Origin of the sequence: Nocardioides endophyticus, from assembly GCF_039543845.1 — a bacterium.
Taxonomy (GTDB): domain Bacteria; phylum Actinomycetota; class Actinomycetes; order Propionibacteriales; family Nocardioidaceae; genus Nocardioides; species Nocardioides endophyticus.
This window is the reverse complement of sequence record NZ_BAABKN010000014.1, coordinates 132378-155183: the sequence shown is the minus strand read 5'-3', so window position 1 is coordinate 155183 and position 22806 is coordinate 132378. Positions and strand designations below refer to the sequence as shown.

The 22806-nt window shown below is 69.4% G+C and carries 25 protein-coding genes and 1 pseudogene; 19 read left to right on the top strand and 7 right to left on the bottom strand.

Going from position 1 to position 22806, the window contains the following annotated elements:
* Positions 1–3 precede the first annotated feature (3 nt).
* From ABEA33_RS10930 to ABEA33_RS10900, 7 genes are all read left to right on the top strand, one after another.
* Positions 4–219 (top strand): CbtB domain-containing protein, encoded by a 216-nt coding sequence (locus ABEA33_RS10930; protein WP_345526805.1) that lies wholly within the window; start codon positions 4–6, stop codon positions 217–219.
* 16 nt (positions 220–235) lie between these two features.
* Positions 236–1042 (top strand): CbtA family protein, encoded by an 807-nt coding sequence (locus ABEA33_RS10925; protein WP_345526804.1) that lies wholly within the window; start codon positions 236–238, stop codon positions 1040–1042.
* Between the two features lie 6 nt (positions 1043–1048).
* On the top strand, positions 1049–1447 hold the full coding sequence (locus tag ABEA33_RS10920; RefSeq protein ID WP_345526803.1) for a (2Fe-2S) ferredoxin domain-containing protein: 399 nt from the start codon (positions 1049–1051) through the stop codon (positions 1445–1447).
* A gap of 129 nt (positions 1448–1576) precedes the next feature.
* Positions 1577–2569, top strand: coding sequence for a phenylacetaldoxime dehydratase family protein (locus ABEA33_RS10915; protein WP_345526802.1), 993 nt, complete (start codon positions 1577–1579; stop codon positions 2567–2569).
* Between the two features lie 134 nt (positions 2570–2703).
* Entirely contained in the window at positions 2704–4428 is a 1725-nt protein-coding gene (locus ABEA33_RS10910; RefSeq protein WP_345526801.1) for an AMP-binding protein, read from the top strand.
* A gap of 81 nt (positions 4429–4509) precedes the next feature.
* Positions 4510–5679, top strand: coding sequence for an acyl-CoA dehydrogenase family protein (locus ABEA33_RS10905; protein WP_345526800.1), 1170 nt, complete (start codon positions 4510–4512; stop codon positions 5677–5679).
* A 115-nt stretch (positions 5680–5794) separates the two neighbouring features.
* Positions 5795–6025, top strand: a complete 231-nt coding sequence (locus ABEA33_RS10900; RefSeq protein WP_345526799.1) for an SDR family oxidoreductase — start codon at positions 5795–5797, stop codon at positions 6023–6025.
* On the opposite strand, the gene ABEA33_RS10895 is transcribed toward ABEA33_RS10900, so the two are convergent.
* Complete coding sequence (locus ABEA33_RS10895) at positions 5997–6941, bottom strand: helix-turn-helix domain-containing protein (RefSeq protein ID WP_345526798.1); 945 nt, start codon at positions 6939–6941, stop codon at positions 5997–5999. The two genes, ABEA33_RS10900 and ABEA33_RS10895, sit on opposite strands and share 29 nt — an antisense overlap.
* Positions 6942–7053: 112 nt before the next feature.
* Between ABEA33_RS10895 and ABEA33_RS10890 the strand changes: the two genes are divergently transcribed.
* Complete coding sequence (locus ABEA33_RS10890; RefSeq protein WP_345526797.1) at positions 7054–7551, top strand: group I truncated hemoglobin; 498 nt, start codon at positions 7054–7056, stop codon at positions 7549–7551.
* A 102-nt stretch (positions 7552–7653) separates the two neighbouring features.
* On the opposite strand, the gene ABEA33_RS10885 is transcribed toward ABEA33_RS10890, so the two are convergent.
* Complete coding sequence (locus tag ABEA33_RS10885) at positions 7654–7881, bottom strand: ferredoxin (RefSeq protein ID WP_345526796.1); 228 nt, start codon at positions 7879–7881, stop codon at positions 7654–7656.
* 336 nt (positions 7882–8217) lie between these two features.
* On the opposite strand from ABEA33_RS10885, the pseudogene ABEA33_RS10880 reads away from it, so the two are divergent.
* Positions 8218–9358 (top strand): annotated as a pseudogene (locus tag ABEA33_RS10880) (IS3 family transposase); the annotation flags it as partial.
* Between the two features lie 41 nt (positions 9359–9399).
* Here the strand turns inward: ABEA33_RS10880 and ABEA33_RS10875 are convergent.
* A complete protein-coding gene (locus ABEA33_RS10875; protein WP_345526795.1) occupies positions 9400–9951 on the bottom strand; it encodes a Uma2 family endonuclease in 552 nt (183 codons plus the stop codon).
* A 15-nt stretch (positions 9952–9966) separates the two neighbouring features.
* Complete coding sequence (locus ABEA33_RS10870) at positions 9967–10956, bottom strand: hypothetical protein (RefSeq protein ID WP_345526794.1); 990 nt, start codon at positions 10954–10956, stop codon at positions 9967–9969.
* Positions 10957–11130: 174 nt separating this feature from the next.
* Between ABEA33_RS10870 and ABEA33_RS10865 the strand changes: the two genes are divergently transcribed.
* The 3 genes from ABEA33_RS10865 to ABEA33_RS10855 are packed head-to-tail and all read left to right on the top strand — an operon-like array spanning position 11131 to position 13976.
* The gene (locus ABEA33_RS10865) at positions 11131–11907 is read left to right on the top strand and encodes an SDR family NAD(P)-dependent oxidoreductase (RefSeq protein ID WP_345526793.1); all 777 of its coding nucleotides are present in this window, start codon (positions 11131–11133) and stop codon (positions 11905–11907) included.
* A gap of 22 nt (positions 11908–11929) precedes the next feature.
* Positions 11930–12769 (top strand): helix-turn-helix transcriptional regulator, encoded by an 840-nt coding sequence (locus ABEA33_RS10860; protein ID WP_345526792.1) that lies wholly within the window; start codon positions 11930–11932, stop codon positions 12767–12769.
* A 7-nt stretch (positions 12770–12776) separates the two neighbouring features.
* Positions 12777–13976: a cysteine desulfurase-like protein gene (locus ABEA33_RS10855; protein WP_345526791.1), complete on the top strand. Its 1200-nt coding sequence runs from the start codon at positions 12777–12779 to the stop codon at positions 13974–13976.
* Positions 13977–14187: 211 nt separating this feature from the next.
* Here the strand turns inward: ABEA33_RS10855 and ABEA33_RS10850 are convergent, their stop codons facing one another.
* A complete protein-coding gene (locus tag ABEA33_RS10850) occupies positions 14188–14472 on the bottom strand; it encodes a hypothetical protein (RefSeq protein ID WP_345526790.1) in 285 nt (94 codons plus the stop codon).
* A gap of 211 nt (positions 14473–14683) precedes the next feature.
* Here ABEA33_RS10850 and ABEA33_RS10845 point away from each other — a divergent pair, with 211 nt between their 5' ends.
* The 3 genes from ABEA33_RS10845 (at position 14684) to ABEA33_RS10835 (ending at position 17184) form a co-directional block, all read left to right on the top strand.
* Positions 14684–15604 carry a calcium-binding protein gene (locus ABEA33_RS10845; RefSeq protein WP_345526789.1) on the top strand — a complete coding sequence of 307 codons (921 nt, stop codon included), beginning with the start codon at positions 14684–14686 and terminating at the stop codon, positions 15602–15604.
* Between the two features lie 119 nt (positions 15605–15723).
* Positions 15724–16902 (top strand): hypothetical protein, encoded by a 1179-nt coding sequence (locus ABEA33_RS10840; RefSeq protein WP_345526788.1) that lies wholly within the window; start codon positions 15724–15726, stop codon positions 16900–16902.
* Between the two features lie 36 nt (positions 16903–16938).
* Complete coding sequence (locus ABEA33_RS10835) at positions 16939–17184, top strand: type II toxin-antitoxin system Phd/YefM family antitoxin (RefSeq protein WP_345526787.1); 246 nt, start codon at positions 16939–16941, stop codon at positions 17182–17184.
* 168 nt (positions 17185–17352) lie between these two features.
* On the opposite strand, the gene ABEA33_RS10830 is transcribed toward ABEA33_RS10835, so the two are convergent.
* Entirely contained in the window at positions 17353–17772 is a 420-nt protein-coding gene (locus ABEA33_RS10830) for a ScoMcrA-related endonuclease (RefSeq protein WP_345526786.1), read from the bottom strand.
* 129 nt (positions 17773–17901) lie between these two features.
* Here ABEA33_RS10830 and ABEA33_RS10825 point away from each other — a divergent pair, with 129 nt between their 5' ends.
* Positions 17902–19281: an NAD-dependent succinate-semialdehyde dehydrogenase gene (locus ABEA33_RS10825; RefSeq protein ID WP_345526785.1), complete on the top strand. Its 1380-nt coding sequence runs from the start codon at positions 17902–17904 to the stop codon at positions 19279–19281.
* Here ABEA33_RS10825 and glsA read toward each other — a convergent pair.
* Positions 19278–20294, bottom strand: a complete 1017-nt coding sequence (gene glsA / locus ABEA33_RS10820) for a glutaminase A (RefSeq protein WP_345526784.1) — start codon at positions 20292–20294, stop codon at positions 19278–19280. The two genes, ABEA33_RS10825 and glsA, sit on opposite strands and share 4 nt — an antisense overlap.
* Positions 20295–20425: 131 nt before the next feature.
* Here glsA and ABEA33_RS10815 point away from each other — a divergent pair, with 131 nt between their 5' ends.
* Genes ABEA33_RS10815 through ABEA33_RS10805 form a run of 3 tightly spaced genes read left to right on the top strand, consistent with a single transcriptional unit; the run spans position 20426 to position 22763 of the window.
* Entirely contained in the window at positions 20426–21370 is a 945-nt protein-coding gene (locus ABEA33_RS10815; RefSeq protein ID WP_345526783.1) for an NERD domain-containing protein, read from the top strand.
* A gap of 38 nt (positions 21371–21408) precedes the next feature.
* The gene (locus ABEA33_RS10810; protein WP_345526782.1) at positions 21409–21813 is read left to right on the top strand and encodes a hypothetical protein; all 405 of its coding nucleotides are present in this window, start codon (positions 21409–21411) and stop codon (positions 21811–21813) included.
* Positions 21813–22763 (top strand): hypothetical protein, encoded by a 951-nt coding sequence (locus tag ABEA33_RS10805; RefSeq protein WP_345526781.1) that lies wholly within the window; start codon positions 21813–21815, stop codon positions 22761–22763. Before ABEA33_RS10810 ends, ABEA33_RS10805 begins: the two co-directional genes overlap by 1 nt.
* Positions 22764–22806: the final 43 nt, after the last annotated feature.

The window sequence follows — 22806 nt, the reverse complement described above, 5'->3', positions numbered from 1 at the left end:
ATCATGAGTCACACCCCCACCCCCGCCGGCACCGCCGCCGCGGCACCCGCCACCACGACCACCGCCACCGCCATCACGCTCGCCCTCATCGCGTTCGCGCTGCTCAGCGTCCTCTTCCTGCTTCAGGAGAACGGGCTGCTGCTGTCCTCGGGCGCCGCGAGCTACCTGCACGAGGCCACCCACGACGCACGGCACGCGCTCGGCGTGCCGTGCCACTGAGCTCGAGCGGGCAGCCATGAGCGTCACGACCACGAGCACCCCGTTGGGCCGCACCGTCAGCAACGGCGCGCTGGCCGGCCTGGTCGCCGGCGGTGTCGGTGCCGCAGTCCAGTACTGGGTCGTCGAACCCGTCATCAAGAAGGCCATCGCACTCGAAGAAGCCGGAGCCGAAGCACCTGCCGCGCACACTCACGCAGGCGACGTGGGGGCCCACAGCCACGGCGGTGACGCCATCATCGGCCGGAGCGAACAGATCGTCACCGGGCTCGTGACCGTGCTGGTCGTCGGCGTCCTCATCGGCATCGCGTTCGCGCTGGCCCACCGGTACCTGCACTCTCGGATTCCGGGGCGAGGCACCACGGGCACGGTCATGTTCCTCACCGGCGTCGGGTTCGCTGCCTTCACCCTGGCGCCCGCGATCGTCATCCCCGCCAACCCGCCCGCGGTCGGTGACCCGGACACCGTCGACACCCGCACCCTCGTCTACATCGCCACGATTGTGTGTGCCGCCGCGCTGGCGGCCGCGGTCACCGCCGTCGCTCGCCACCGAGCGTTGAGCCCGGAACACCGTGCGTTGGCAGCCACCGCGGTCGGCCTCCTCGGCGCGACCTTCGGGATGTGGGCGCTCCCGAACGCCACCGACGCGATCCCCGCCACGGTCCCGGCCGACCTCATCTGGCAGTTCCGGACGCGGTCCCTAGCTCAGATCGGCGTGATGTGGCTCGTGCTCGGCTCGGTGCTGGCGTTCCTCAGCACCCCAGCCCGGTCGCACGCCACCGCACCAGCCACCGCCGAACCAGCACACACGCCGGCCGGCGTCTGATATCCGATGACCGTCGCCTCGCTCAGAACGCCCTCAGCGGGCGGCGGTCCCCGGGTCCGCCTGTGCCGGGGCTGCTGCTGCGGCACGGTCCGCAAGCACCCCGACATCGACCACGACGCCATCGCAGCGCTCCTCGAGTCGAGCATCGGAGAGCAGTCCACGCTCGCGCGAGTCGACTGCCTGTGGGCCTGCGACCTGTCCAACGTCGTCGTCGTCAACCCGTCCCCGGCAGGGCGCGAAGCAGGCGCACGCCCGGCATGGGTCCCCCACGTCAACACGCCAGCACGCGCGCGGCTCGTGGCGCGGTGGGTCCTCGACGGGGGACCCGGCATAGCCACACCACCGCAGGAGCTCGGAGAGGTACTGAGCGCTGCCGGCCTGCGCCGCATCGGCGCTGGCTTCTGAGAGCGCCGGAGAGCAGTCGGCAACCCGACAGTTGACACATCCGCCCAGACCACACCGACTCCATTCACCCTCCATCCGACCTCCATCCACGAAGCCCATTCACGAACCAAGGAAACGAAGCAAGCGACCATGGAATCAGCGATCGACACGCACCTGAAGTGCGCGCGAACCCTGTCCAGGCGCGTCCCCGACGAGTACGAGACTCCCTTCCCGATGTTCGTCGCCGGGGCCGACGAGTCACTGAGCCAGGTCGTTATGGCCTACCTCGGGGTGCAGTACGCCGATAGCCCCGAGCGGCCCGCAGCTTTGACGGCGTTGCGCCAGATCGACAGCTCCTTCGAGGTGCCCGACGGGCCCGTCAGCCACGACATGACCGACCACGTCGACAACCAAGACCATCACAACCTGGTAGTCGTCGGGTACTGGGCCGACCCCGCTGCCTGCCGCCGCTGGCTGCATTCGGACGCGGTCAACGGTTGGTGGAGCTCCGACGAGCGGCTCAACGAGGGACTGGGCTACTTCCGCGAGATAGTCGCCCCACGTGTCGATCAGTACGAGACCCTCTACGCGTTCACCGAGGACTTCCCCGGCGTCGGCGGGCTGATGGGCAAGACCAGCGGTGAGATCAGCGAGCACCGCTACTGGGGTTCCATGCGCGACCGCATCCCGTTGTCCCAGACGGACTGGATGGAGCCGTCCAACCACATCGTCGTCGTCTCGGGCGATCCCGGCGCAGGCGGCCGGGTCGTCGTACGTGGCCACGACAACATCGCGCTCATCCGCTCCGGCCAGGACTGGCGAACCACCGGCGACGAGGAACGCTCGTTGTACCTCGTCGAGATCCTGCCCAGCCTCGAGGCCGGCATGGACTTCCTGCGAGACAACGGTGAAACGCTGGGCTGCTACAGCAACCGGTTCGTGCGCAGCATCGACATCGACGGCAACCCTCTCGACGAGAGCTACAACATAGGGCACTGGCGGTCCTTGGCCCAGCTCGAGCGATGGGCCGAGTCCCACCCCACGCACCTGAGGATCTTCGTAACGTTCTTCAACGTCGTCGAAGGACTCGAGAAGCTCCGTCTCTACCACGAGGTGTCGGTCTCCGACGCGATACCCCCGTAAGCACCGCCCGGTCCGGGGCCTCCTGCCCCGGTCCGGGCGGTCACCACATCTCCCGCCCCTCTCCATCCACGTCCCACATCCATCAGCATCGTCTCCACCCGTCGCCACCGATCGACCGAGGACTGAATCGCACCATGACTGAAGGAAAGCTCGCCACCCTAGCCCTGCGAGAGGCCAGGGACGATCTGCTGCGGTTGCGCACGACCTACGACGAAGTCCTGTCCAGCTTCTCGTGGCCCGACATCGGCGCACACTTCAACTTCGTCCACGACTGGTTCGACCCGATCGCACGCGGCAACAAGACGCCTGCACTCGTGCTAGTCGAGGAGGACGGCTCCCGCGCCTCGTACTCCTTCAACGAGATGGCGCGGCGCTCCGACAAGGTCGCCGCCCACCTGAGCGCCCACGGCGTACGAAGCGGCGACAGCGTCATCGTGATGCTCGGCAACCAGGTCGAGCTCTGGGAGAGCATGCTCGCCCTGATCCGCATCGGTGCGGTCATCATGCCCACCACGACTGCGGTCGGTACGGCCGAGCTGGTTGACCGCCTCGACCGCGGTAACGCTCGGGCGGTCATCAGCAACGCAGGCGACACCACCAAGTTCGACGGCGTCCCCGGCACCTACCTACGGTTCGTCGTTGGCTCGGACTCCGTCGGAGGTTGGGTGTCTTACCGGGACGCCTACGACATTCCGTGTGACCAGGCCACGAAGGCGTCCACGCATCCGGGCAACGGCAGCAACGACCGCCTCCTGCTCTACTTCACCTCCGGCACCACCAGCCGGCCCAAGCTCGTCGAACACACGCACGTCACCTACCCGGTCGGCCATCTGACCACGATGTACTGGCTCGGGCTCCAGCCGGGCGACGTGCACCTCAACATCTCAAGCCCAGGATGGGCCAAGCACGCCTGGTCCAACTTCTTCGCGCCCTGGCTGGCCGAGGCGACGATCCTCGTCTACAACTACGCCCGCTTCGACGCCAGGGCCCTCTTGCACCAGATCCGCTCCGAAGGCGTTACCACGTTCTGCGCACCACCGACGGTGTGGCGGATGCTCATCAACGCTGACCTTTCCGGGGGGCCGGGCTCCCTGCGCGAGGCGATCGCAGCAGGAGAGCCGTTGAACCCGGAAGTCATCAGTCAGGTGCAGCGACACTGGGGGCTCACCATCCGTGACGGCTTCGGCCAGACAGAGATGACTGCCACCATCGCCAACACCCCCGGACAGCCCGTGAAGGCCGGGTCGATGGGTCGGGCTCTTCCCGGTGTGCGTGTCGTCCTCGTCGACCCCGACGGCAACCACGTGGACGGGCCCGGTGAGGGCGAGATCTGCCTCGACCTCAGCCATAAGCCGCTTACGCTGATGACCGGTTACCAAGGCGACACCGAACGCAACGCCGACGCCATGGCCGACGGCTGCTACCACACCGGCGACGTCGCCGAACGAGACGCCGAGGGCTACTTCACATACATCGGCCGCACCGACGATGTATTCAAGGCCTCGGACTACAAGGTCAGCCCTTTCGAGCTCGAATCGGTCCTCATCGAACATCCCGCAGTCGCCGAAGCCGCTGTCGTCCCGGCACCCGACCCCGTCCGCCTCGCGGTGCCCAAGGCTTACATCGCCCTGGTCGCCGGCCACGAGCCCAGCGCCGAGACCGCGAAGTCGATCCTCGCGTACGCCCGCGAGCACCTCGCGCCGTACCTGAGGGTGCGACGGCTGGAGTTCTACGAACTGCCCAAGACCATTTCGGGAAAGATCCGGCGCGTCGAGCTCCGCAACCGAGAGAAGGAACTCATCGACGACCGCCCGCCCGGCGAGTTCCGCGACGACGACTTCCCCAACCTCAGACACTGAGCGCCCAGTCGCGTCCCAGCCCTGACTCCCAGACCATCCCCACCCTGCCCGGGTGGTTGCCGAGCCCGACGGAGAACCGCAGTGCCCGCCAACCGCGTCATGCCGACCGAAGAGTCGGCCGACCTCATCCAGCTCGTCCGAGAGCTCAGTGTCAAAGAGCTCGAACCGCTCGCCGCCGAGGCTGAAGCCACCGAGACCTTCCCCCGCGACGTGTTCCGGCTCCTGGGGGAGGCAGGACTCCTCAGTCTCCCGTACCCCGAGGAGTACGGCGGAGGCGGCCAGCCGTACGAGGTGTACCTGCAGGTGCTGGAGGAGATCGCCTCGGTCTGGGCCAGCGTCGGGGTCGGCGTTTCGGTCCATGCCCTGTCGTGCTTCGGGCTCGCCCACCGCGGCACCGAAGCACAGAAGCAGCAGTGGCTTCCCAACATGCTCGGTGGGACCCTGCTCGGCGCCTACTGCCTCTCCGAACCACAAGCCGGATCCGACCCGGCCGCCCTGACCACCCGGGCCGTCAGGGACGGAGACGACTACGTTCTCACCGGCGTGAAGGCCTGGACCACGCACGGCGGCCAAGCTGACTTCTACAAAGTCATGGCCCGCACCTCCCCCGACCGCAATGGCATCTCGTGCTTCCTTGTCCCGGCTGACGCTGACGGGCTCTTCTCCGACCCACCCGAGAAGAAGATGGGACTGACCGGCTCCCACACCACGACCATCCGACTCGACGGCGTGCGCCTCCCCGCAGACCGCCGGCTGGGCGAGGAGGGCGACGGCCTCAAGATCGCACTGGCCGGGCTGGACGCTGGAAGGCTCGGCATAGCTGCCGTCGCCACCGGCCTCGCCCAAGGAGCGCTCGACTGTGCGGTCGCCCACGCCCAGGACCGGGCCACGTTCGGGCAGCGCATCATCGACCACCAAGGGCTCGCGTTCCTGCTCGCCGACATGGAAGCAGCCGTCCAGTCCGCCCGCGCGACGTATCTCGCCGCGGCACGTTTGAGAGACCGCGGCGTGCCGTTCAGCACCCAGGCCTCGGTCGCCAAGTTGGTCGCCACTGACAACGCGATGAGGGTCACCACGGACGCGGTGCAAGTCCTCGGCGGATACGGCTACACCCGCGACTTCCCGGTCGAGCGTTACATGCGCGAGGCCAAGGTGATGCAGATATTCGAGGGCACCAACCAGATCCAGCGCCTGGTCATCAGCCGAGCGCTGGACCGACAGACCGCAGGTGCCATCGCCGTGTCGGGGTGAAGGAGCGCGCGACCCCCGAGAGCCCCCGAGAAGCCCCGAGAGGGCGGAATCGCCCTACGCGAACAACAAAGTGACGAAACTGTGCACGTTGCCGACACGACCACCGTTGTCACCGGTGGAGCGTCCGGCCTGGGAGCCCGCCACCGTCGCAGCTCTCGCTGAGGCCGGCGCCAGGATCTACGCCCTAGACCTGGACTCTGCCATCGTCAGCGCCAAGACGATCGTCGGTGTCGAGTACGTGCCCACCGACGTCACCGGCGCGGGCAGCGTCGCCACAGCGCTCGACCAAGCAGCCAGCGACGCTCGGCCCCATCACCTCAACTACAGGTGGGCGGAAACCCCTTGAGCCGCAGCTCGCGTGGCGCCACGCCGAAGCGAGCGCGAACGACCCGGCTGAAGTGAGCGGGATCCTCGAGCCCGCAGGCACGGCCGATGTCCGAGATGGACTCGGAAGCGTGTGCGGGGGACGTGAGTCGCCGCATGGCCGCTTGGAGTCGCTCCTCGCGGATCAGCGCGGCGACCGTCTCTTGCTCGTTGGAGAAGAGCCGATGGAGATAGCTGACCGAGATGCCGACAGCCTGTGCGACCGTAGCTGGCGACATGCCTGGGTCGAAGAGGTTGCGGCGGATGTGGGCTCGCGCCAGGGCGACAAACATCTCGGCGGGTGGCCGGATGTCCGCGGTGGGTATCAGTGAGGCAACCGCTCGCAGCACCGCCTCCTGCAGGGCCAGCTGGCGATGATCGTCGATATCGAGCGTGGTCGAACCGACGAGCGATGACGTGAGGCTGCGCGCACTGGCCCCGATGGGGTTACGGCACGACTGCGGCCGCGCTGTACATGCCTCGTACACCTGCGCCGACAAGCCGAGCCGGTGTTTGGGCATGAGTAGGATTGTGTAATCGAAGGCGCCGTGGGTGCGGAATTCAAAGGGTCGACTGCTGTCGTAGAAGAGAAAGTCGCCCGGCCGTATGGTGGCAGTGCGCGCGTCCTGCTCGACCACGGTCTCGCCGCGGTTGACGAAAACGAGGTTGAGTTGCTCGGTGCCGACGCTGCGTTCAATGTCGCGTATGCGGCGCTGGAATCGGTGTTCGATCCCGGCGATGCGACGTGCCCTGGTCTCGGCGATTTCGACACTTCGGATGCGTCCGTGAAGCTCTCCGCTCGTCGGCGTGGCGAGCAGCGGGACGAAGCGGTCGCTCACGCTGTGGTGCCAGTACTCCAAGCGTTCACGCGACGGCACCGCACGGGTGTCGACCTCCATACCATCAATGTGAACCATGTCATGCCCCCTGTCGAGTCTGCGTTCGGCCACCGATCTTGTCGATATGTCGCATCCGGTAGCCCTGTCGGCGCGTCCGCCGGAAGGTCAGGACATGACCCACATCGCAAACCAGAGCGCACCCATCGAGGAGCCGTCCCTTTACGACCGCTTGGGGGGCCTCGAGTCCGTCAAGTTCTTGGCCAAGACGCTGGTGCAGCGCGCCATGCTCAACCCGACCATTGGCCACATCTGGAACCACAAGACGCAAGCCGAAGTCCAGGAGGAGATCAGCGGGTTCGTGGAGTTCCTCGGGGAGCACTGGGGCGGGCCCCACACCTACACCGGCCCTGACATGGCGACCGCGCACCGTGGCATGGGCATCACTGAGGAGTACTGGACGGCCTTGTTCGACGAGATCGTGACTCCCGCGTATGTGGAGTTCAACATTCCGGAGCGCGAGGCTCGTGAGGTCGACGAGTTCCTGCGATCGTTCAAGCCGGTGGTCGTCGGGAGCCCGACCTTCAAGGATGTCCTCCAGGAGCACCCGGACATGGACATCATGGAGGGAATGGAGAGCGTCGGGGTTCGGTGGCCAGCTGCCGGGTCGTGACGGCGACATGCCGCGCTGCGCTGACGCACGGTTGAGGGGTGATTCCCCAACCTGGCCGGGATGACCGTGACCTGGCGGCTCCCACGGCAGGACGGTCACGTCCTACTCCTTGATCACCGAGATCGCGCCAACCGGGCAATCGTCCTCGGCGTCCCGAATGAGTGCGACATCCTCCGTGCTGTCAATCAAGCCTGTAATAGGCCTCGCGCGGACTCCAACGAGCTCGAAGTGGTCGGGGGCTAGCGCCAGGCAAACCCCGGCTGAGATGCACGCCGGCGATACCTCCACGCGCCACTTCGAGGAGGCACTGGCAGGCTCGATCTTGGTCATGTCTCTCCTCTGGTGCGTGTGGAGTCCCTGCCGACTTTGGGAGGAGGCGAGACCGTGCGTCAAGGTCGGTAGACATCTGGACAAGGAGCTATCAGTCCGGAACTCGGCGCCGAGCGAGGGAGTGACTCCGAGCGCCGGGCGTACCGCCTCGGCGGCATCGCCGCCCTCACTGATCGCCAGACCGAGGTGCTGTCGTTGATCACCCAAGGATTCTCCTACGACGAGGTCGTGCACCGGTGCTTCCTGAGCATCCATTGGCGGCGGCTCGGGACTGCTGCACGAATAGGTGACAACTGGTTTGTGGTGCCGGGAGGTGCCGCTGGGAGGATGTGTACTGTGCCGAAGTCCTATCCCAAGGAGTTGCGTGAGGACGTGGTCCGGGTCGCTCGCATCCGTGAGCCCGGTGTCTCGCTGAAGCAGATCGCCGACGACTTCGGCATCGCCGAGTCCTGTTTGGGCAACTGGTTGCGGACCAGTGACGTCGGGACAGGTCGAAGCCCGGGGCCGGGCCAGGGGTGACCTCGAGTGAGTTGGCCGAGCTGCGTGAGTTGCGGCGCCGTACCGGCTGCTCGAGCAGGAGAACGAGGTCCTGCGCCGCGCCTCGGCGTATCTGTCGCAGGCGAACCTGCCGGGAAATGATGTACCCGCTCGTCCGCCAGCTGGCCGCCGTGGATGCGCCGATAAGGTGCCCGTGACGGTGATGTGCTGGGTACTGAAGGTCGCCCGCCAGCCCTACTACCGTTGGCTGGCCTCGCCGGTCACGGCTGCCGATCTCGACGAGGCGTACCGCGCGAACGCGTGGTTCGACGCCCACACCGATGACCCTGCGTTCGGCTACCGGTTCCTGGTCGACGAAGCCGCCGACGCCGGCGAGTCGATGGCGGCCAGGACTGCGTGGCGGATCTGCTCGGACAACGGCTGGTGGAGCGTGTTCGGCAAGAAGCGTGCCAGGAACGGTAAGAAGCCAGGTCCGCCTGTCCACGACGACCTCGTGAAACGGAACCTCACCGCGCAGGCGCCGAACAAGCTGTGGTTGAGCGACATCACCGGCACCACACCGGCGAGGGCAAGCTCTACCTGTGCGCGATCAAGGAGGTGTACTCCAACCGGATCGTCGGCTACTCGATCGACGCGAGGATGAAGTCACGTCTCGCGGTCGGTGCCCTGCACAACGCAGTCGCACGCCGCGCGGCTGCAGGGGTGGACGTGGCCGGCTGCGCCCTGAACCGCCACGACCTGGTCGGCTCGATGGGACGCGTAGGCGCCGCCGGCGACAACGCCGCCATGGAATCGTTCTTCGCGCTCCTGCGGAAGAACGTCCTGGACCGACGCACCTGGACCACCCGCGAGGAGCTCTGGATCGCGATCGTGACCTGGATCGAGAGGACCTACCACCGACGCCGGCGACAAGACGGCCTCGGCCGAATTGACCCCCATCGAGTACGAGACCATCATGACCGCATCGGCCACTCAGGCCGTGCGACCCAACCTGTCACCTGATCGTGCAGCAGTCCCAGGTCAGGTGATGAGCTCGGCGGGGACGACTCGGACCGGATAGGGCGACGCCACGGTGAGCGGTTCGTCGCCGCGGGAGGCCGCGGCCTCGACGTAGATGCCGTCCTCGAGCGCGAACGCGGTGATCGACGGCTCGGTGGAGGTGGTGCCCGGATCGACGACCCAGTACGCCGGACAGCCGGCGGCGGCGTACCGCTGCTTCTTGAGCCCGAGGTCGATGTGGGTCGTCGACGGTGAGAGGACCTCGACGGCGAGGACCGGGGCCCCCAGCAGTTCGGTCTCGGTGATCGCGGCCCGAGGAGCGACGAGGAGATCGGGTTGCACGACCGTGTCCGGGCCGAGGACCACCGAGAACGGTGCCACCACGACGCGCAGGTCGCCGGGGCAGGTGGCGTCGAGCGCGACGAGGAGCCGAACGATCGCCGACTGATGCCGCCACCGGGGCGCCGGCGTCGTGACGAGCGCGCCGTCGACGAGCTCATGGCGCCAGCCGTCGTCGAGCAGCGCCTCCAGGTTGGCGCGGGTCATGGACCGGCCGCGCGGGAGCGTCGTCATGCGCTCCATGGTGCCTCACCCCGTGTGATCGGGGTGGCCGTCGGCGAGGCGAAGTGGCGTGACGGCGGCAGGCCGACGATCCCGGTCCTCGGGCCACCAGTCGTCCCACGGCTCCAGATCCTCGGCGAACGGCGTGCGCCAGGCCAGATGGCCGAGCAGGGCGACGATGAACTGGTCGAGCGTCATGCCGTACTGCTTCGCGCGGCGGCGCAGCTCCCGATCAAGCGAGACCGGCATGCCCTCGACGTAGAAGCTCACGGACTCGAGCTGGCGCAGCGCCGCCGTGTCGCGCCAGTGTGCACCAGGGTCGCGGCTGAGCGGGTCGTAGAGGATCTGGCCGAGCGGAGCGTGCGGCGTCGACAACAGGTCGGGATCCTCCAGCCGGGCACGGCCGAGAGCCTCAAGGAGGAGCGCGTTGCGCACCCAGTCCTCGTCGTCGCCCGTCCACCATCGTTCGGTCCGGCAGCGTTCGGACAGCAGCCGACGTACGACGTCCTCCTCGACCGGGCCGGCGAGCTCGTCGGGATCGACGATGCGTACGGCGAGCCGACCGCCGCGCCAGTGCAGCGCGATCAGGTCGCCGTGCTCCGCGGTCGGCAGCCACCCGTCCGGCCCCAGCAGCACGGGGTCCTCGGTCTCAGCGAGTCGTGCCTCGCCACCGGTCACGAGCGGGAGCGGGGTGTGGCAGGCCATCGCCAGGAAAGGCTGGACGCCGTGTCCCAGCCACAGGTCGGCGCGGTCCCGCAGCGAGCCGCGGACGCGATGGGTGAGCACGATGCCGTCGAGCACGTCGCCGAGGTAGGCGACCTGACCGTCTGGATGCTCGACGAGCAGCGTCGCCCGGTCGACGACGGCTGCGACGGCGACCTCGTCGAGGCTCCCTCGTCCAGCCGTGAGTCGTGCCTGTCGGGTCAGCGTGCGGAGTCCGAGGGGTCCGCGCTCGCGGACGAGTGTGACGAGCACGTCGTGCAGGGCTTCGTCTATCTCTGGCAGGGGGGTGGGCATGGGGTCTCCTGTCGGTCGCGAGGTCCCGAGTCTCGCCCGAACGGCCGCCCGCCTGCCGGCGTCATCCACAGCTCCAGAGTGAGCCGTGGAGGGGACAGAGCCTCAGCCACGGACTCCCGCTCCCTGGATAGGCGCGGCCTTCCTCCGGATCGCCGGCCGAGGCACCGTGGAGATGTGACCACTCAGAGCACCAGCCAGAAGATCGCCCTCGTCACCGGAGCCAACCGCGGCCTCGGCCGCAGCGAGGCGGTGGCTCTCGCGGAGTCCGGCGTGGACGTGATCCTCACCTACCGCAGCAACGCGGACGAGGCGCAGGACGTCGTCGCGCGGATCGAGGCGCTGGGGCGCAAGGCCGCGGCGTACCGCCTCGACACGACCGAGGTCGACAGCTTCGCGGCGTTCGCCGATGACGTACGGCGGGCGCTGAAGGACGACTGGGGGCGCGACTCGTTCGACGTCCTGGTCAACAACGCGGGCGCGATGCTGGAGACGCCGCTGGGGGAGACCACCCTCGCGCAGGTGCAGCAGCTGACGGCGGTCCACTTCACCGGCCCGGTGCTGCTCACCCAGGAGCTGCTGCCGCTGCTGGCCGACGGCGGCCGGATCATCAACACCTCGACTGGCCTGACCCGCTTCACCGGCGACCCGTCGTACGCCGTCTACGCGTCGATGAAGGGCGCGATCGAGGTCTACACCCGCTACCTCGCGAAGGCGCTGGGCAGCAGGCGGATCGCGGTCAACACGATCGCTCCCGGGGCGACGGGCACGGACTTCGGCGGCGGCTACCTGCGCGACAGCGACCAGGTGCGCGACCACCTCTCCGGGCTGATCGCGATGGGGCACGTCGGCGACCCCGACGACATCGGTGCGGCGGTCGCCGCGCTCGCCTCGGACGCGATGGGCTGGGTCACCGGCCAGCGCGTCGAGGCGTCTGGCGGCATGAACCTGTGAGGCAAGCGCGACAATGACCGCCATGGACCGCGCCCAGCTCGCCGACTTCCTCCGGACCCGGCGCGAGGCGCTGCAGCCCGAGGACGTCGGCCTGCCGCGCGGGCCGCGTCGGCGTACGGGCGGCCTGCGCCGCGAGGAGATCGCCGCGCTGTGCGGGATGTCGGTGGACTACTACTCCCGGATCGAGCAGCAGCGCAGCACCACCCCGTCCGAGCAGATGCTCGCGGCGCTCGCCCGTGGCCTGCGGCTGTCGCTCGACGAGCGCGACCACCTCTTCCGCCTCGGCGGCCACGCAGCGCCACAGCGCGCGCTGCGCACCGACCACGTCGACGCCGGGCTGATGCGGGTGATCGACCGCCTCCAGGACACGCCCGCGATGGTGGTCAACGGGCTCGGCGAGACGCTGCTGCAGACGCCGCCGGCGATCGCGCTGGTCGGCGACGAGACGTCGTACGACGGACTGGCGCGCAGCGTCGTCTACCGCTGGTGGACCGACCCCTCGTCGCGGGACCTCTACCCCGAGGCGGACCACGACCTGCACGGCCGGATCTTCACCGCAGACCTGCGCGCGGCGTACACCCGCGACGGCGCCGCCTCGCGCGCCGGGGAGATCGTGGACAAGCTGCTCGCCACGAGTCCGGACTTCGCGCGGATCTGGGCCGAGCACGAGGTGGGGCTCCAGCACCTGAAGATCAAGCGGATCCGGCACCCCGAGGTCGGCGTCGTCGAGGTCTACTGCCAGACGCTCTACGACCTCGACCAGTCCCAGGGGCTGCTCGTCTTCACCGCCGTCCCGGGCAGCGAGAGCGCCGAGAAGCTGCGGCTGATCTCCGTGATCGGGTCGCAGCAGCTGCAGGGATGATGGCGGCATGGACTTCGACCTCTCCCGCGTCCGCAGCGACTTCCCGGCCCTGGACGGAGGGACGGCCTACTTCGACGGGCCGGGCGGCAGCCAGGTCCCGCACCAGGTGGCAGCTGCGATCGCCGCCACGATGACGGCGGGGCTCTCCAACCGCGGGACGGTCACGGCCACCGAGCGCAGGGCCGAGGACGTGGTCGTCGGCGCTCGCAGCGCCGTCGCCGACCTGCTCGGTTGCGACGCGCGTGGGGTCGTGTTCACGCGGTCGGCGACGCAGGCGGCGTACGACGTGTCGCGGGCGCTCGCCAAGCAGTGGGTCGCGGGTGACGAGGTGGTGGTGACCCGGCTCGACCACGACTCCAACATCCGGCCGTGGGTGCAGGCGGCCGAGCGCGCGGGAGTCGAGGTGCGGTGGGTCGGGTTCGACCGCCAGAGCGGCGAGCTCGAGGTGGACGCCGTCCGGGCGGAGGTCAACGAGCGCACCCGGGTCGTCGCGGTGACCGGTGCCTCCAACGTGCTGGGCACCCGGCCCGACCTCCCGGCGATCGCCGGGGCCGCGCACGACGTGGGGGCGCTGGTGTACGTCGACGGCGTGCACCTCACGCCGCACGCACCGATCGACGTCGTTGCCCTGGGTGTCGACTTCTTCAGCTGCTCGCCGTACAAGTTCTTCGGCCCACACCACGGCATCGTGGTGGCGGCGCCGGAGCTGCTCGAGAGCCTCCGCCCGGACAAGCTGGTGCCGTCGAAGGACCAGGTGCCGGAGCGGTTCGAGCTCGGCACGCTGCCCTACGAGATCCTCGCCGGCACGACGGCAGCAGTCGACTACGTCGCCGGACTCGCCTCGGACGCGACGGACCGGCGGGCGCGGGTGCTCGAGTCGATGCGTGCTGTGGAGGAGTACGAGGACAAGCTCCTCGGCCGGCTGCTCGACGGGCTTCGGGGCATCGACCGCGTCCGGCTGTACGGCGCACCCGCGCGGCGTACGCCGACGGTCTTCTTCACCGTCGAGGGCCGCGATGACCGGGCGGTGTACGAGCACCTGGCCGGCCTGGGCGTCAACGCACCGGCGAGCAACTTCTACGCGATCGAGGCGTCGCGGTGGCTCGGCCTCGGTGACACGGGTGCGCTGCGTGCCGGGCTGGCGCCGTACTCCAGCGCCGACGACGTGGACCGGCTCTTGGCGGGAGTCGCCGAGATGGCGAAGTAGCGAAGGTCAGAGATCCACGACGGCGACGTACGCGTCGTGGTCGGAGAGCTGCCCTCCGCCGTACTCGCGCCCCTCGAGGACGTGGTTCCAGTCGCCGCCCCAGATCAGGTTGGTGCTCGGCAGACTCGTCCGCAGGCGCTCGACCGTCCGCGCGGTCGTGTCGGCGTGCGAGCCCTCGCCCCACGGCTGGCGGGGGGCCGCAGGACCGCCACTAGAGCACCGAGCTGCAGTACGTCGAGGTCCCGATCCGTCCCGCGGCGCTGGCCGGATGCGGATCGGGGAGCGGTGTGATGGGCTCGCGGCTCAGGACCGCAGCCCAACGCCGCTTCGGCGTCATCGCCTGCTCGCAGGGGTGAAGGTGATGGTCTCGAACCTGGAGTCGCTCACTGACCTCGGTCAGGAGCAGGACCTCGCAGTCCAACCCCAGGACGAAGTCGAGGTGATCCGCGGTCCATCGGCCGGCGAGGTTCCAGGTCCCGATGCACGCGCGGAGCATGGCAGAGCTCAGGGTCGCCTGTCCGTTGCCGGGGTCTCGACGACGCTTGGGCCCAGCGGCCCTGTCTGCTCGACCACCGCCAGGCCGGTCCAAGGGATCGTGCAATTTCCCCAATAGAGGGTATGCACGCCGACCGGCGTACTGCATCTGGTCGATCTCGCTCCTCAACTGAATCAGGCACGCCGGGTGCCTGCTCCGGAAGGGGAAGCCCATGCAGGACAAGCTCAAGACGGCAGCCGCACTGGGGGCCGCACTCGTCGTAGCGCTGTCCGGGACGCTGATCTCCGGCGGCCAGGCCGCGGCCATCACACCGACCAGCACGACCATCGACTTCACCGGCGACACGGCTGGGGCCAAGCCGGCCGGCTTCGTCAGCGTCGCGACGCCCGACGTCAGCTTCCGGGCCACGGCAGGGGGCACCATCCAGGTGGTCAGCGCTGCACCGGCGACGGACGGCAACGGCATCGCGTCGTTCGGCGCCGGCGCGGGCCTCGACATCAGGTTCACGTCGCCGACGACCGCCATCGTGCTGGCGTTCGGCAACGACGACACCGACGCGACCCACAGGGCACGGCTGGAGGTCTTCCGCGACGCCACCCAGGTCGGGACCGAGTTCGTGAACTTCAACGCGAACGGCGCCCTCGACCAGACCGTGAGGTACACGAACGCGCGGGTCTTCGACCGTGCCGTCCTCACGTTCGTCGATGCCGCCGGTGCGGTGATCAACCGCGTCGAGGCCGTCGACGACATCGTCGTCCCGCCGCTGTGCACCAAGGCCGGCAACGGCGGCAGCAACGTGATCGTCGGGACCCCGAGGAAGGACGTGCTGTGCGGGGACGCCGGCAACGACGTCATCAAGAGCGGCGGGCGCAACGACCTCGTGTACGGCGGCCCGGGCAACGACACGGTGCTCACCGGTGACGGCAACGACTGGGTCAGCGGCGGACTCGGGCGCGACCAGATCCGAGGCGGGGACGGCGCCGACATCCTGCGCGGCTTCGACGGCCGTGACCGGCTGTTCGGCGAGCGTGGCGCCGACATCCTCGACGGCGGCATCAGCCGAGACCTCTGCGACGGCGGCCCGGGACGCGACACCGCTGCTGCCTGCGAGCGCAGGGTCGCGATCCGCTGACGCACCACATGCCGCGCCGCGTCAAGGAACTCATCCACAGGAGGGGCGGCAGCACTGAGTTCTCCACAGATCGCCGTTCGGGGCTGGTGGTGCGAGCGACGGCGGCGTTCGCTGGAGGCATGCCGAAGTCACGAGGACGCCGTCCGAAGAAGTCGAGCCGCCGCAACGATCACCGTCGCCGGGAGCGGCCGTCGCACGAGCTCGACCTGCGGATGCTGCAGGTCATGCAGGCCGTCGTCGAGGCCGAGGCGCGCGGTGACGCGGCCGGTGCACTGGAGATCGTGGAGACTCACGCGACAGACAGGGATGGGCGGTTCTTCTGGAACCCGGATCGGGTGGCACGGCTTGCCCAGGTGGTGCAGCTCGGCGGGCTCCTGCCGGGCTGGGCGACGTCGCGGTGGATCCTCGAGCAGTCACTGATCCAGTTCGACCCCGCCCTCCGCGGCGCCCGACAGGAGGCCATGCGCATCGCCATCGAGCTGCGCGGACCTGACGAGCTGCCCGGTGTCGACGCCGTCGATGTCCAGACCAAGGTGATGGACCACGACTGGGTCCACCGCCAGCTACTCATCTACGAGTACGGCGGACTGGAGCGATTCCTGCATGCATGGGCGACGCCTGACCTGGTGGCTGGTGCCGACCGGATCCACGAGTGGGTCGCGGCGCCGATCCGGGCGCTGCGTCTCGAGAGCCGGGAGCCGGCGCTACTGGCGTGGACGGACCTGGCGTCCGGCGAGGGGTTGGAGACTCCCAACCTGGGAGCGGCCGTCCTGGAGGAGCCCGGGGACTGCGCTCTGGCCCGGGTGGTGCCGACCGAGTGCGGGCCGATGCTCGACGGCGTTCCGCTCGGGGTGGCCGAGAAGACGGCAGACCAGGTCGCCGCCGATCCCCGTGCGTGGCTCGACGCGTTGCGCACCGTCGCCGGCACCGAGGACTACTTCGTGGACCTGGTGCACGGCAACTTCCTGGTCACCGACGTGCCGAGCAACATCTCACTGCTCGCCCTGCACGACTTCCTCCCCTCGCCGATCCCACGAGACCCCGACGGGATTGTCACCGCGGAGGCGGTGATCGCACTTGCTCGACACACCGCGAGCAGCGGCGGGACCGAACCGGAACCTCTCGACCTCTGGCCCTGCGTGGCCGCGGAACTGCTCGCTCCCGACGTCCTGCCGCACCTGCCACGCCGTCTCGGCCCGGCCGACCACGCGTGGCTCGAGGTGCTGGGCGACACCCTTCCCGATCCTGCCGGCCGAGCGTGCCGTGCCCTGACGGAGGGCCTGGAGGACGCCGCCTGAGCTGCGCTAGGCGGTACGGTTGGCCAGGTGGAGACGGTGAGCCATCGCGAGTTACGGACCCGCAGCGACGAGGTGCTGCGGGCTGTCGAGGCCGGGGAGTCGTTCACGGTCACCGACGGTGGTGTCCCCATCGCCCGGCTGGGCCCGGTCGCGGACCCGCCGCCCGACCTGCGGCGCGTGCATCCAGCGCGACGGCGCGGCGGATTCTCCGTCCTTCCGCGGGTCACGCTCGACGTGACCGTGCGGCGTACGCTCGACGCTCTCCGTGACGAGCGCGGGTGACGCGCCAGCGCTTCACACGTGCGCCGCGGCGAGGGCCCGGCTCACGCTCCTGAACTGACCGATGCACTCAGCCGCGCTTGTCGGCTGCGGGGGTCTCGACGACGCTCGGGCCTAGCGGCCCTCCCTGCTCGACCACCGAAGGGCGACGCTCGACCAGTGGCGGGACCGTCAGTCGCAGTTGTCGCAGGCCCCGTTGGCGGACACGGCGAGGAAGCAGGTCGGGCAGATCGCGACGACGGGCTCGATGCCGTTGGTCCGCCGCGCGTTGGCGATGGTCGTGGTCGGTACGGCGACGACGGTGTCGGCCTTCTCCGGGGAGAGGACGTCGAAGTCGAGGTCGCGCAGCACCTTGGCGGCAGCGGTCTTGCTGCTCGTGAACTCGTCGGAGGTCGCCGCGGTCCCGGTGGCGTAGCCGAGGGCGGCACCGAGCAGGACCTTGGAGTCGTAGCTCTGGTTGCCGTGGCGCACGACGTGCTCGCGTGAGGGGGCGAAGCCGTAGCGGCCGAGGAACTCGTCCTGCCCCACCTCGTCGTACTCGCTGATCGCGGCGAGGACGTGCTGACGGGTGACTGCAGAGAAGGCGACCATGGGCCCACAGTAGGTCCGCAGCGCCGCGATCCCTCATTCTCGAGCGGCGCCGCTTGTCGGCTGCGGCGTCTCGACGATGCTCGCTGGCGCTCGCTGCTCGACCAACGAGGCCGACGTACGGTGGAGTTCATGAGCGACTACCAGGTAGTGAACCCGTCCACCGGCGAGGTCGAGCAGGAGTTCGAGACCGCGACGGACGCCGACATCCAGGACGTCCTGGCGCGGTCGCACGCGGCGTACGGCGCGTGGAAGACGACCGACAAGAGCGAGCGGACGAAGGTCCTGCTGCGCGTCGCCGACCTGTACGACGAGCGGCGCGACGAGCTGGCCGCGATCATCGCCCGCGAGATGGGCAAGCGGATCCCGGAGGCGAAGGGCGAGATCAAGCTGGTCGCCTCGATCTACCGCTACTACGCCGAGCAGGGACCGGACCTGCTGGCGGACACCCCGCTCAACCCGGCGATGGGCGGCGACGCGCTGGTCCGCAAGGAGCCGGTGGGGGCGCTGCTCGGGATCATGCCGTGGAACTTCCCCTACTACCAGGTCGCCAGGTTTGCCGCGCCCAACCTGATGATCGGCAACACGATCATCCTCAAGCACGCGCCGCAGTGTCCGGAGTCGGCGCTCGCGATGGAGCAGATCTTCCACGACGCCGGGCTCCCGGAGGATGCCTACATCAACGTCTTCGCCACCAACGACCAGGCAGCCGACATGATCGCCGACGAGCGGCTGGTCGGAGTCTCGGTGACCGGCAGCGAGCGGGCCGGCGCGGCCGTGGCCGAGGTGGCCGGCCGCAACCTCAAGAAGGTCGTGCTCGAGCTCGGCGGCTCGGACCCGTTCATCGTGCTCGGCGCCGACGACCTCGGGAAGGCCGTGAAGGCTGCAGTCCAGGGCCGGATGGGCAACGCCGGCCAGGCCTGCAACGCCGCGAAGCGGATGATCGTGGTCGACGAGCTGTACGACGACTTCGTGGACCAGTTCACCGCCGCGATGTCCGGCCTGACGCCCGGTGACCCGACCGACCCGAGCTCGGCGTACGGGCCGCTCTCGTCCGAGGGCGCGCTCAACAACCTGCTCGAGCAGATCGACGACGCCGTCGCCAAGGGCGCGACCGTCAAGGCCGGTGGCAAGCGCGTCGACCGTCCCGGCTCCTTCATGGAGGCGACCGTCCTGACCGACGTGACGCCCGAGATGCGTGCCTACAGGGAGGAGCTCTTCGGCCCGGCGGCGGTCATCTACAAGGTCGCCGACGCCGACGAGGCGGTCGAGCTGGCCAACAGCTCGCCCTTCGGCCTCGGGGGAGTCGTGTGGAGCGAGGACCCGGCGTACGCCGAGCAGATCGCCGATCGCCTCGACACCGGGATGGTCTGGATCAACACCGCTCAGGGCTCGGCCGCGGACCTGCCGTTCGGTGGCACCAAGCGCTCCGGCGTGGGCCGCGAGCTCGGGGCGTACGGCATCGAGGAGTTCGTCAACAAGAAGCTCATCTACAAGCCGAAGGTCGGCTAGGCGGGCTCGGACGCGAAGAGGTTGAGGCCGAGCCGCTCGGCCAGGTACTTCGTCGCGAGCTGCCCGCGCACGCTGTTGCCGGCGTCGTCGAGCGGCGGGGAGTACGTCGCGAGCCCGCCCTTGCCCGGCGAGACCGTGACGATCCCGCCGCTCACCCCGCTCTTGCCGGGCATGCCGATCTCGTAGAGCCAGTCGCCGGACAGCTCGTAGAGGCCGGCGATCGCCATCACCGCGAGCACCCGGCGGCACACGCCCGGGGCGAGGACCTGGACGCCGGTCACCGGGTTCATGCCGCCGTTGGCGAGCGTCGCGGCCATCACCGCGAGGTCGCGCGCGGTGACCTCGAGCGAGCACTGGCGGGTGTAGACGTCGGTGGCCGCCTCGGGATCGAAGTAGAGGCGGCCGTAGCTCTCCAGCACCTGCGCGATCCCGCGGTTGCGCCGGTTGGTCGCCGTCTCGGACTCGTAGACCTCGGTGCTCATGGTCAGCTCGCGGCCCGCGAACATGGACAGCCCGGTGCGGACCGTCTGCCACTTCTCCTCGGCCGTGTCGCCGGCCAGGAGGCTGGTGGCCGCGATCGCGCCGGCGTTGACGAGCGGGTTCATGGTGCGCGCGGGGTTGAGCTCGACGGCGATCAGCGAGTCGAAGGGGAAGCCGGTGCCGTTCACGCCGAGCTTGTGCCGCGCCGCGTCGTACCCGACCTGATGGCACGCCAGCGCGAAGACGAACGGCTTGGAGACGCTCTGGATCGAGAACGTCGTCTCCACGTCGCCGACGCCGTACGACTGGCCGCGAGCGCCCACCACGTAGATGCCGAACAGGTCCGGGGAGGCCTTGCCCAGCACCGGGATGTAGTCGGCGACCGTGCCCGACGTGTCGGTGCGGTAGCGCTGGTAGGCGTCGTCGACGACCGCCCGCACCTGGTCGGCGCCGGGCAGGTCACCGGTCGAGACGGGAGGCGGCTGGGACTCCTCGTCGAACGGGAGCTCCGCGTGCATGGAGTGGTTCGTCATCGGTCCTCGTTGGAGGGGGCGTCCCAGCAGCGTAGGGCTCCAGTGTCAGCCATTCGGCCATTTCTTCTCCGCACCCGTATCGAAGCGACCTCGCTCGCGCTTAGCGTCCGATCCGAAACGGGGAGGTCGCCATGGCCGACACAGATGCTGCGGAGCAGACCGCGCGCGCCCTGGTGGCGCTGCCGGCGGACTGGACGGTCCTGCACCACGTGCGGTGGCCAGGGCCTTCGGGTGCCACCGTCGATCACGTCGTCGTGGGTCCCGGTGGGGTCTTCGTGATCGACTCGAGCCCGCCTCTCAAGTCGGCCGCCAGTGCGTGCGCGGTCGCCGCCGACGTGCTCGCGATCGGGGCGTCGCTGGATCGGGGCATGGTGCACCCGGTGCTCTGCTTCGCCGGCGACCATCCTGAGGTCAACGTGCGCGACGTCGTCGTGTGCTCGCCGGAGGAGATCGTCCCGCTCCTGCTCAGCCTGGACCGTGTGCTCGACCCCGACGAGCTGGGCTCGGCCCAGGCCTTCGTCGCGTCGGCGATGACGCCCGGAGACTGGTCGCCGTCACGTACGTCGGTCGTCGGTGCCGCCTCGTCCCGCCGTGATCGGAGCGCCGGGTCGACGGGCCGCCTCGGTCTGTTCCTCCTCGTCACGGCAGCCACGGTGGCGGCGACGCCGTGGGCCGCCGCCAGGGTGGAGGACGCCCGCGCCGGCGACCCACCATCGACCCCCGTCATCGGAGAGGTGGTCCGGGTGGTGGGTACGACGACCCGACCACCCCTGGAGCTGACGGCCGAGGAGGTGGACGGAGGTGGACGGCGCTACGTCGTCCGGCTGACGGTGCGCAACGACGGCGACCGGCCCTTCGACATGGACAGCCTCGAGACCGGCCTCGAACTCGACAACCTCCACCAGGCCGACCCCGCGACGGGCACCCAGGTGGAGCTGGCCGGGGTCCAGCTCGAGCCTGGCAAGGAGCGGGTCCTGACCTACCGGTTCACAGTCTCGCCGGATCGCGGCGCGGCGTTCTTCGAGACCACCGTGGGTGACAAGCGCGCCGACCGGGCGCGCTGGGAGATCGAGTAGGGCGGTTAGCCCGCCGGTGTACGGGGCACGGTCAGTCCATGACTCTCCGCCGTACTCTCCTCGCGCTCCTCTCGACCGGCCTGCTGGCCGCCACGACCCTGGCCGCCGCCCCGGCCCAGGCGGCGTGGACGCCGACCGAGCGGTGGCACGGAGCCGTGACGCAAGCCTGCAAGGTCGGCCTGGCCAACGGCAAGGTCCGTGTGAAGGTCCGGGTCAACAACACCAACGGCACCGACCGTGCGGCCGCCGGCCTCAACCGGGTGCGGGCCGACGGACAGCCGGCCCGCGCCTGGACCTACACCCGCACGGTGGCGCGAGGCGCCGTCAGCAGCCCGGTGTCGCTCGACTTCGAGCCGGGCTCGCGGGTCTGGCTGCTGGTGGGCAGCAACGTCGGTATCACCGGCGAACGCGCCTACGCGCTGCGCAGCCTCGACCGCTGCTGATGCGAGGCCTGGTCGGGCTGGTGCTGCTCGTCGGGCTCCTCGTTGGGTGCGGCGACAGCACGGGTGACCCGGCCGGCGTACGAGAGCCGACAGGTACGCCGCGATCGGCGGTGTTCGAGCCCGGGCAGCTGGTCTGGGCGCAGCGCTCGACGGTCCACGTCGGCGACACGACGTACGACGTGAGCCCGCAGCTCGTGCGGTCGATGAGCTGGACGCCGTACGGCCTCTATCTCGAGGTCACCCAGGACCCGAACAATGGTCCCTTCCACGAGGTGTTCTACGTCGGTGCCGCGATGGAGCCGGTGAACGACGTCTACACCAACCTGATCACCTCGCCCGACGGCGAGCTGGCGGCGTGGATCGAGCGCAACGGACCGAAGCGCCCTTCCGGACGGGTGGCCCAGGTCGTCGTCGTGGACACCCGGACCGGCGGGCGGATCTACGAGAGTGCCGACGGCATGGGCGGGGAGGAGGGCGACGACCTCGCCGACCTCTACGAGGAGCTCCCGCCCAGCGTCATCGACCTGACCGACGACCAGCTGGTCTGGCGCAACTCTGCGGGAAGCGGCGCGGTCGTCACGACCGACCTCCGGACGGGCGAGAGCACGGCCTCCGACGACGAGCCCGACCTGAAGCCGACGAGCGGCTACGAGTACTGGTCGCCCGACGGCCGCTACCGGGTCGACGCGACCACCACCGGGAAGCTGCGGGTCCGGCATGTGCAGGTCGACTTCGGCCACCGCTTCCAGACCCAGGGCGGCTGGCTCGACGACCACACGATGCTGGTGCTGGCGCAGGACCACTACCCGATGAGCTTCGACCCCACCGTGCCCGACACGACGCCCGGCTTCCTGCTCGCCTGCGACCTCGATGCGGGCACCTGCGAGCAGCTGGCCGAGGTCGAGGGTGCCCGCGAGGTGGCCTTCCCGGGCGTCGACGCCGAGTACTGACGCTTGCCAGAGGTACGACGAGACGTCACCTGCGCGTCACCCC

Excerpts from the sequence above, each read along its gene's own strand:
- ABEA33_RS10930 (WP_345526805.1), top strand. The coding sequence starts at position 4 with ATGAGTCACACCCCCACCCCCGCCGGCACCGCCGCCGCGGCACCCGCC.
- ABEA33_RS10925 (WP_345526804.1), top strand. The coding sequence starts at position 236 with ATGAGCGTCACGACCACGAGCACCCCGTTGGGCCGCACCGTCAGCAAC.
- ABEA33_RS10920 (WP_345526803.1), top strand. The coding sequence starts at position 1,049 with ATGACCGTCGCCTCGCTCAGAACGCCCTCAGCGGGCGGCGGTCCCCGG.
- ABEA33_RS10915 (WP_345526802.1), top strand. The coding sequence starts at position 1,577 with ATGGAATCAGCGATCGACACGCACCTGAAGTGCGCGCGAACCCTGTCC.
- ABEA33_RS10910 (WP_345526801.1), top strand. The coding sequence starts at position 2,704 with ATGACTGAAGGAAAGCTCGCCACCCTAGCCCTGCGAGAGGCCAGGGAC.
- ABEA33_RS10895 (WP_345526798.1), bottom strand. The coding sequence starts at position 6,941 with ATGGAGGTCGACACCCGTGCGGTGCCGTCGCGTGAACGCTTGGAGTAC.
- ABEA33_RS10890 (WP_345526797.1), top strand. The coding sequence starts at position 7,054 with ATGACCCACATCGCAAACCAGAGCGCACCCATCGAGGAGCCGTCCCTT.
- ABEA33_RS10885 (WP_345526796.1), bottom strand. The coding sequence starts at position 7,881 with ATGACCAAGATCGAGCCTGCCAGTGCCTCCTCGAAGTGGCGCGTGGAG.
- ABEA33_RS10875 (WP_345526795.1), bottom strand. The coding sequence starts at position 9,951 with ATGACGACGCTCCCGCGCGGCCGGTCCATGACCCGCGCCAACCTGGAG.
- ABEA33_RS10870 (WP_345526794.1), bottom strand. The coding sequence starts at position 10,956 with ATGCCCACCCCCCTGCCAGAGATAGACGAAGCCCTGCACGACGTGCTC.
- ABEA33_RS10860 (WP_345526792.1), top strand. The coding sequence starts at position 11,930 with ATGGACCGCGCCCAGCTCGCCGACTTCCTCCGGACCCGGCGCGAGGCG.
- ABEA33_RS10855 (WP_345526791.1), top strand. The coding sequence starts at position 12,777 with ATGGACTTCGACCTCTCCCGCGTCCGCAGCGACTTCCCGGCCCTGGAC.
- ABEA33_RS10850 (WP_345526790.1), bottom strand. The coding sequence starts at position 14,472 with ATGCTCCGCGCGTGCATCGGGACCTGGAACCTCGCCGGCCGATGGACC.
- ABEA33_RS10845 (WP_345526789.1), top strand. The coding sequence starts at position 14,684 with ATGCAGGACAAGCTCAAGACGGCAGCCGCACTGGGGGCCGCACTCGTC.
- ABEA33_RS10840 (WP_345526788.1), top strand. The coding sequence starts at position 15,724 with ATGCCGAAGTCACGAGGACGCCGTCCGAAGAAGTCGAGCCGCCGCAAC.
- ABEA33_RS10830 (WP_345526786.1), bottom strand. The coding sequence starts at position 17,772 with ATGGTCGCCTTCTCTGCAGTCACCCGTCAGCACGTCCTCGCCGCGATC.
- ABEA33_RS10825 (WP_345526785.1), top strand. The coding sequence starts at position 17,902 with ATGAGCGACTACCAGGTAGTGAACCCGTCCACCGGCGAGGTCGAGCAG.
- glsA (WP_345526784.1), bottom strand. The coding sequence starts at position 20,294 with ATGACGAACCACTCCATGCACGCGGAGCTCCCGTTCGACGAGGAGTCC.
- ABEA33_RS10815 (WP_345526783.1), top strand. The coding sequence starts at position 20,426 with ATGGCCGACACAGATGCTGCGGAGCAGACCGCGCGCGCCCTGGTGGCG.
- ABEA33_RS10810 (WP_345526782.1), top strand. The coding sequence starts at position 21,409 with ATGACTCTCCGCCGTACTCTCCTCGCGCTCCTCTCGACCGGCCTGCTG.
- ABEA33_RS10805 (WP_345526781.1), top strand. The coding sequence starts at position 21,813 with ATGCGAGGCCTGGTCGGGCTGGTGCTGCTCGTCGGGCTCCTCGTTGGG.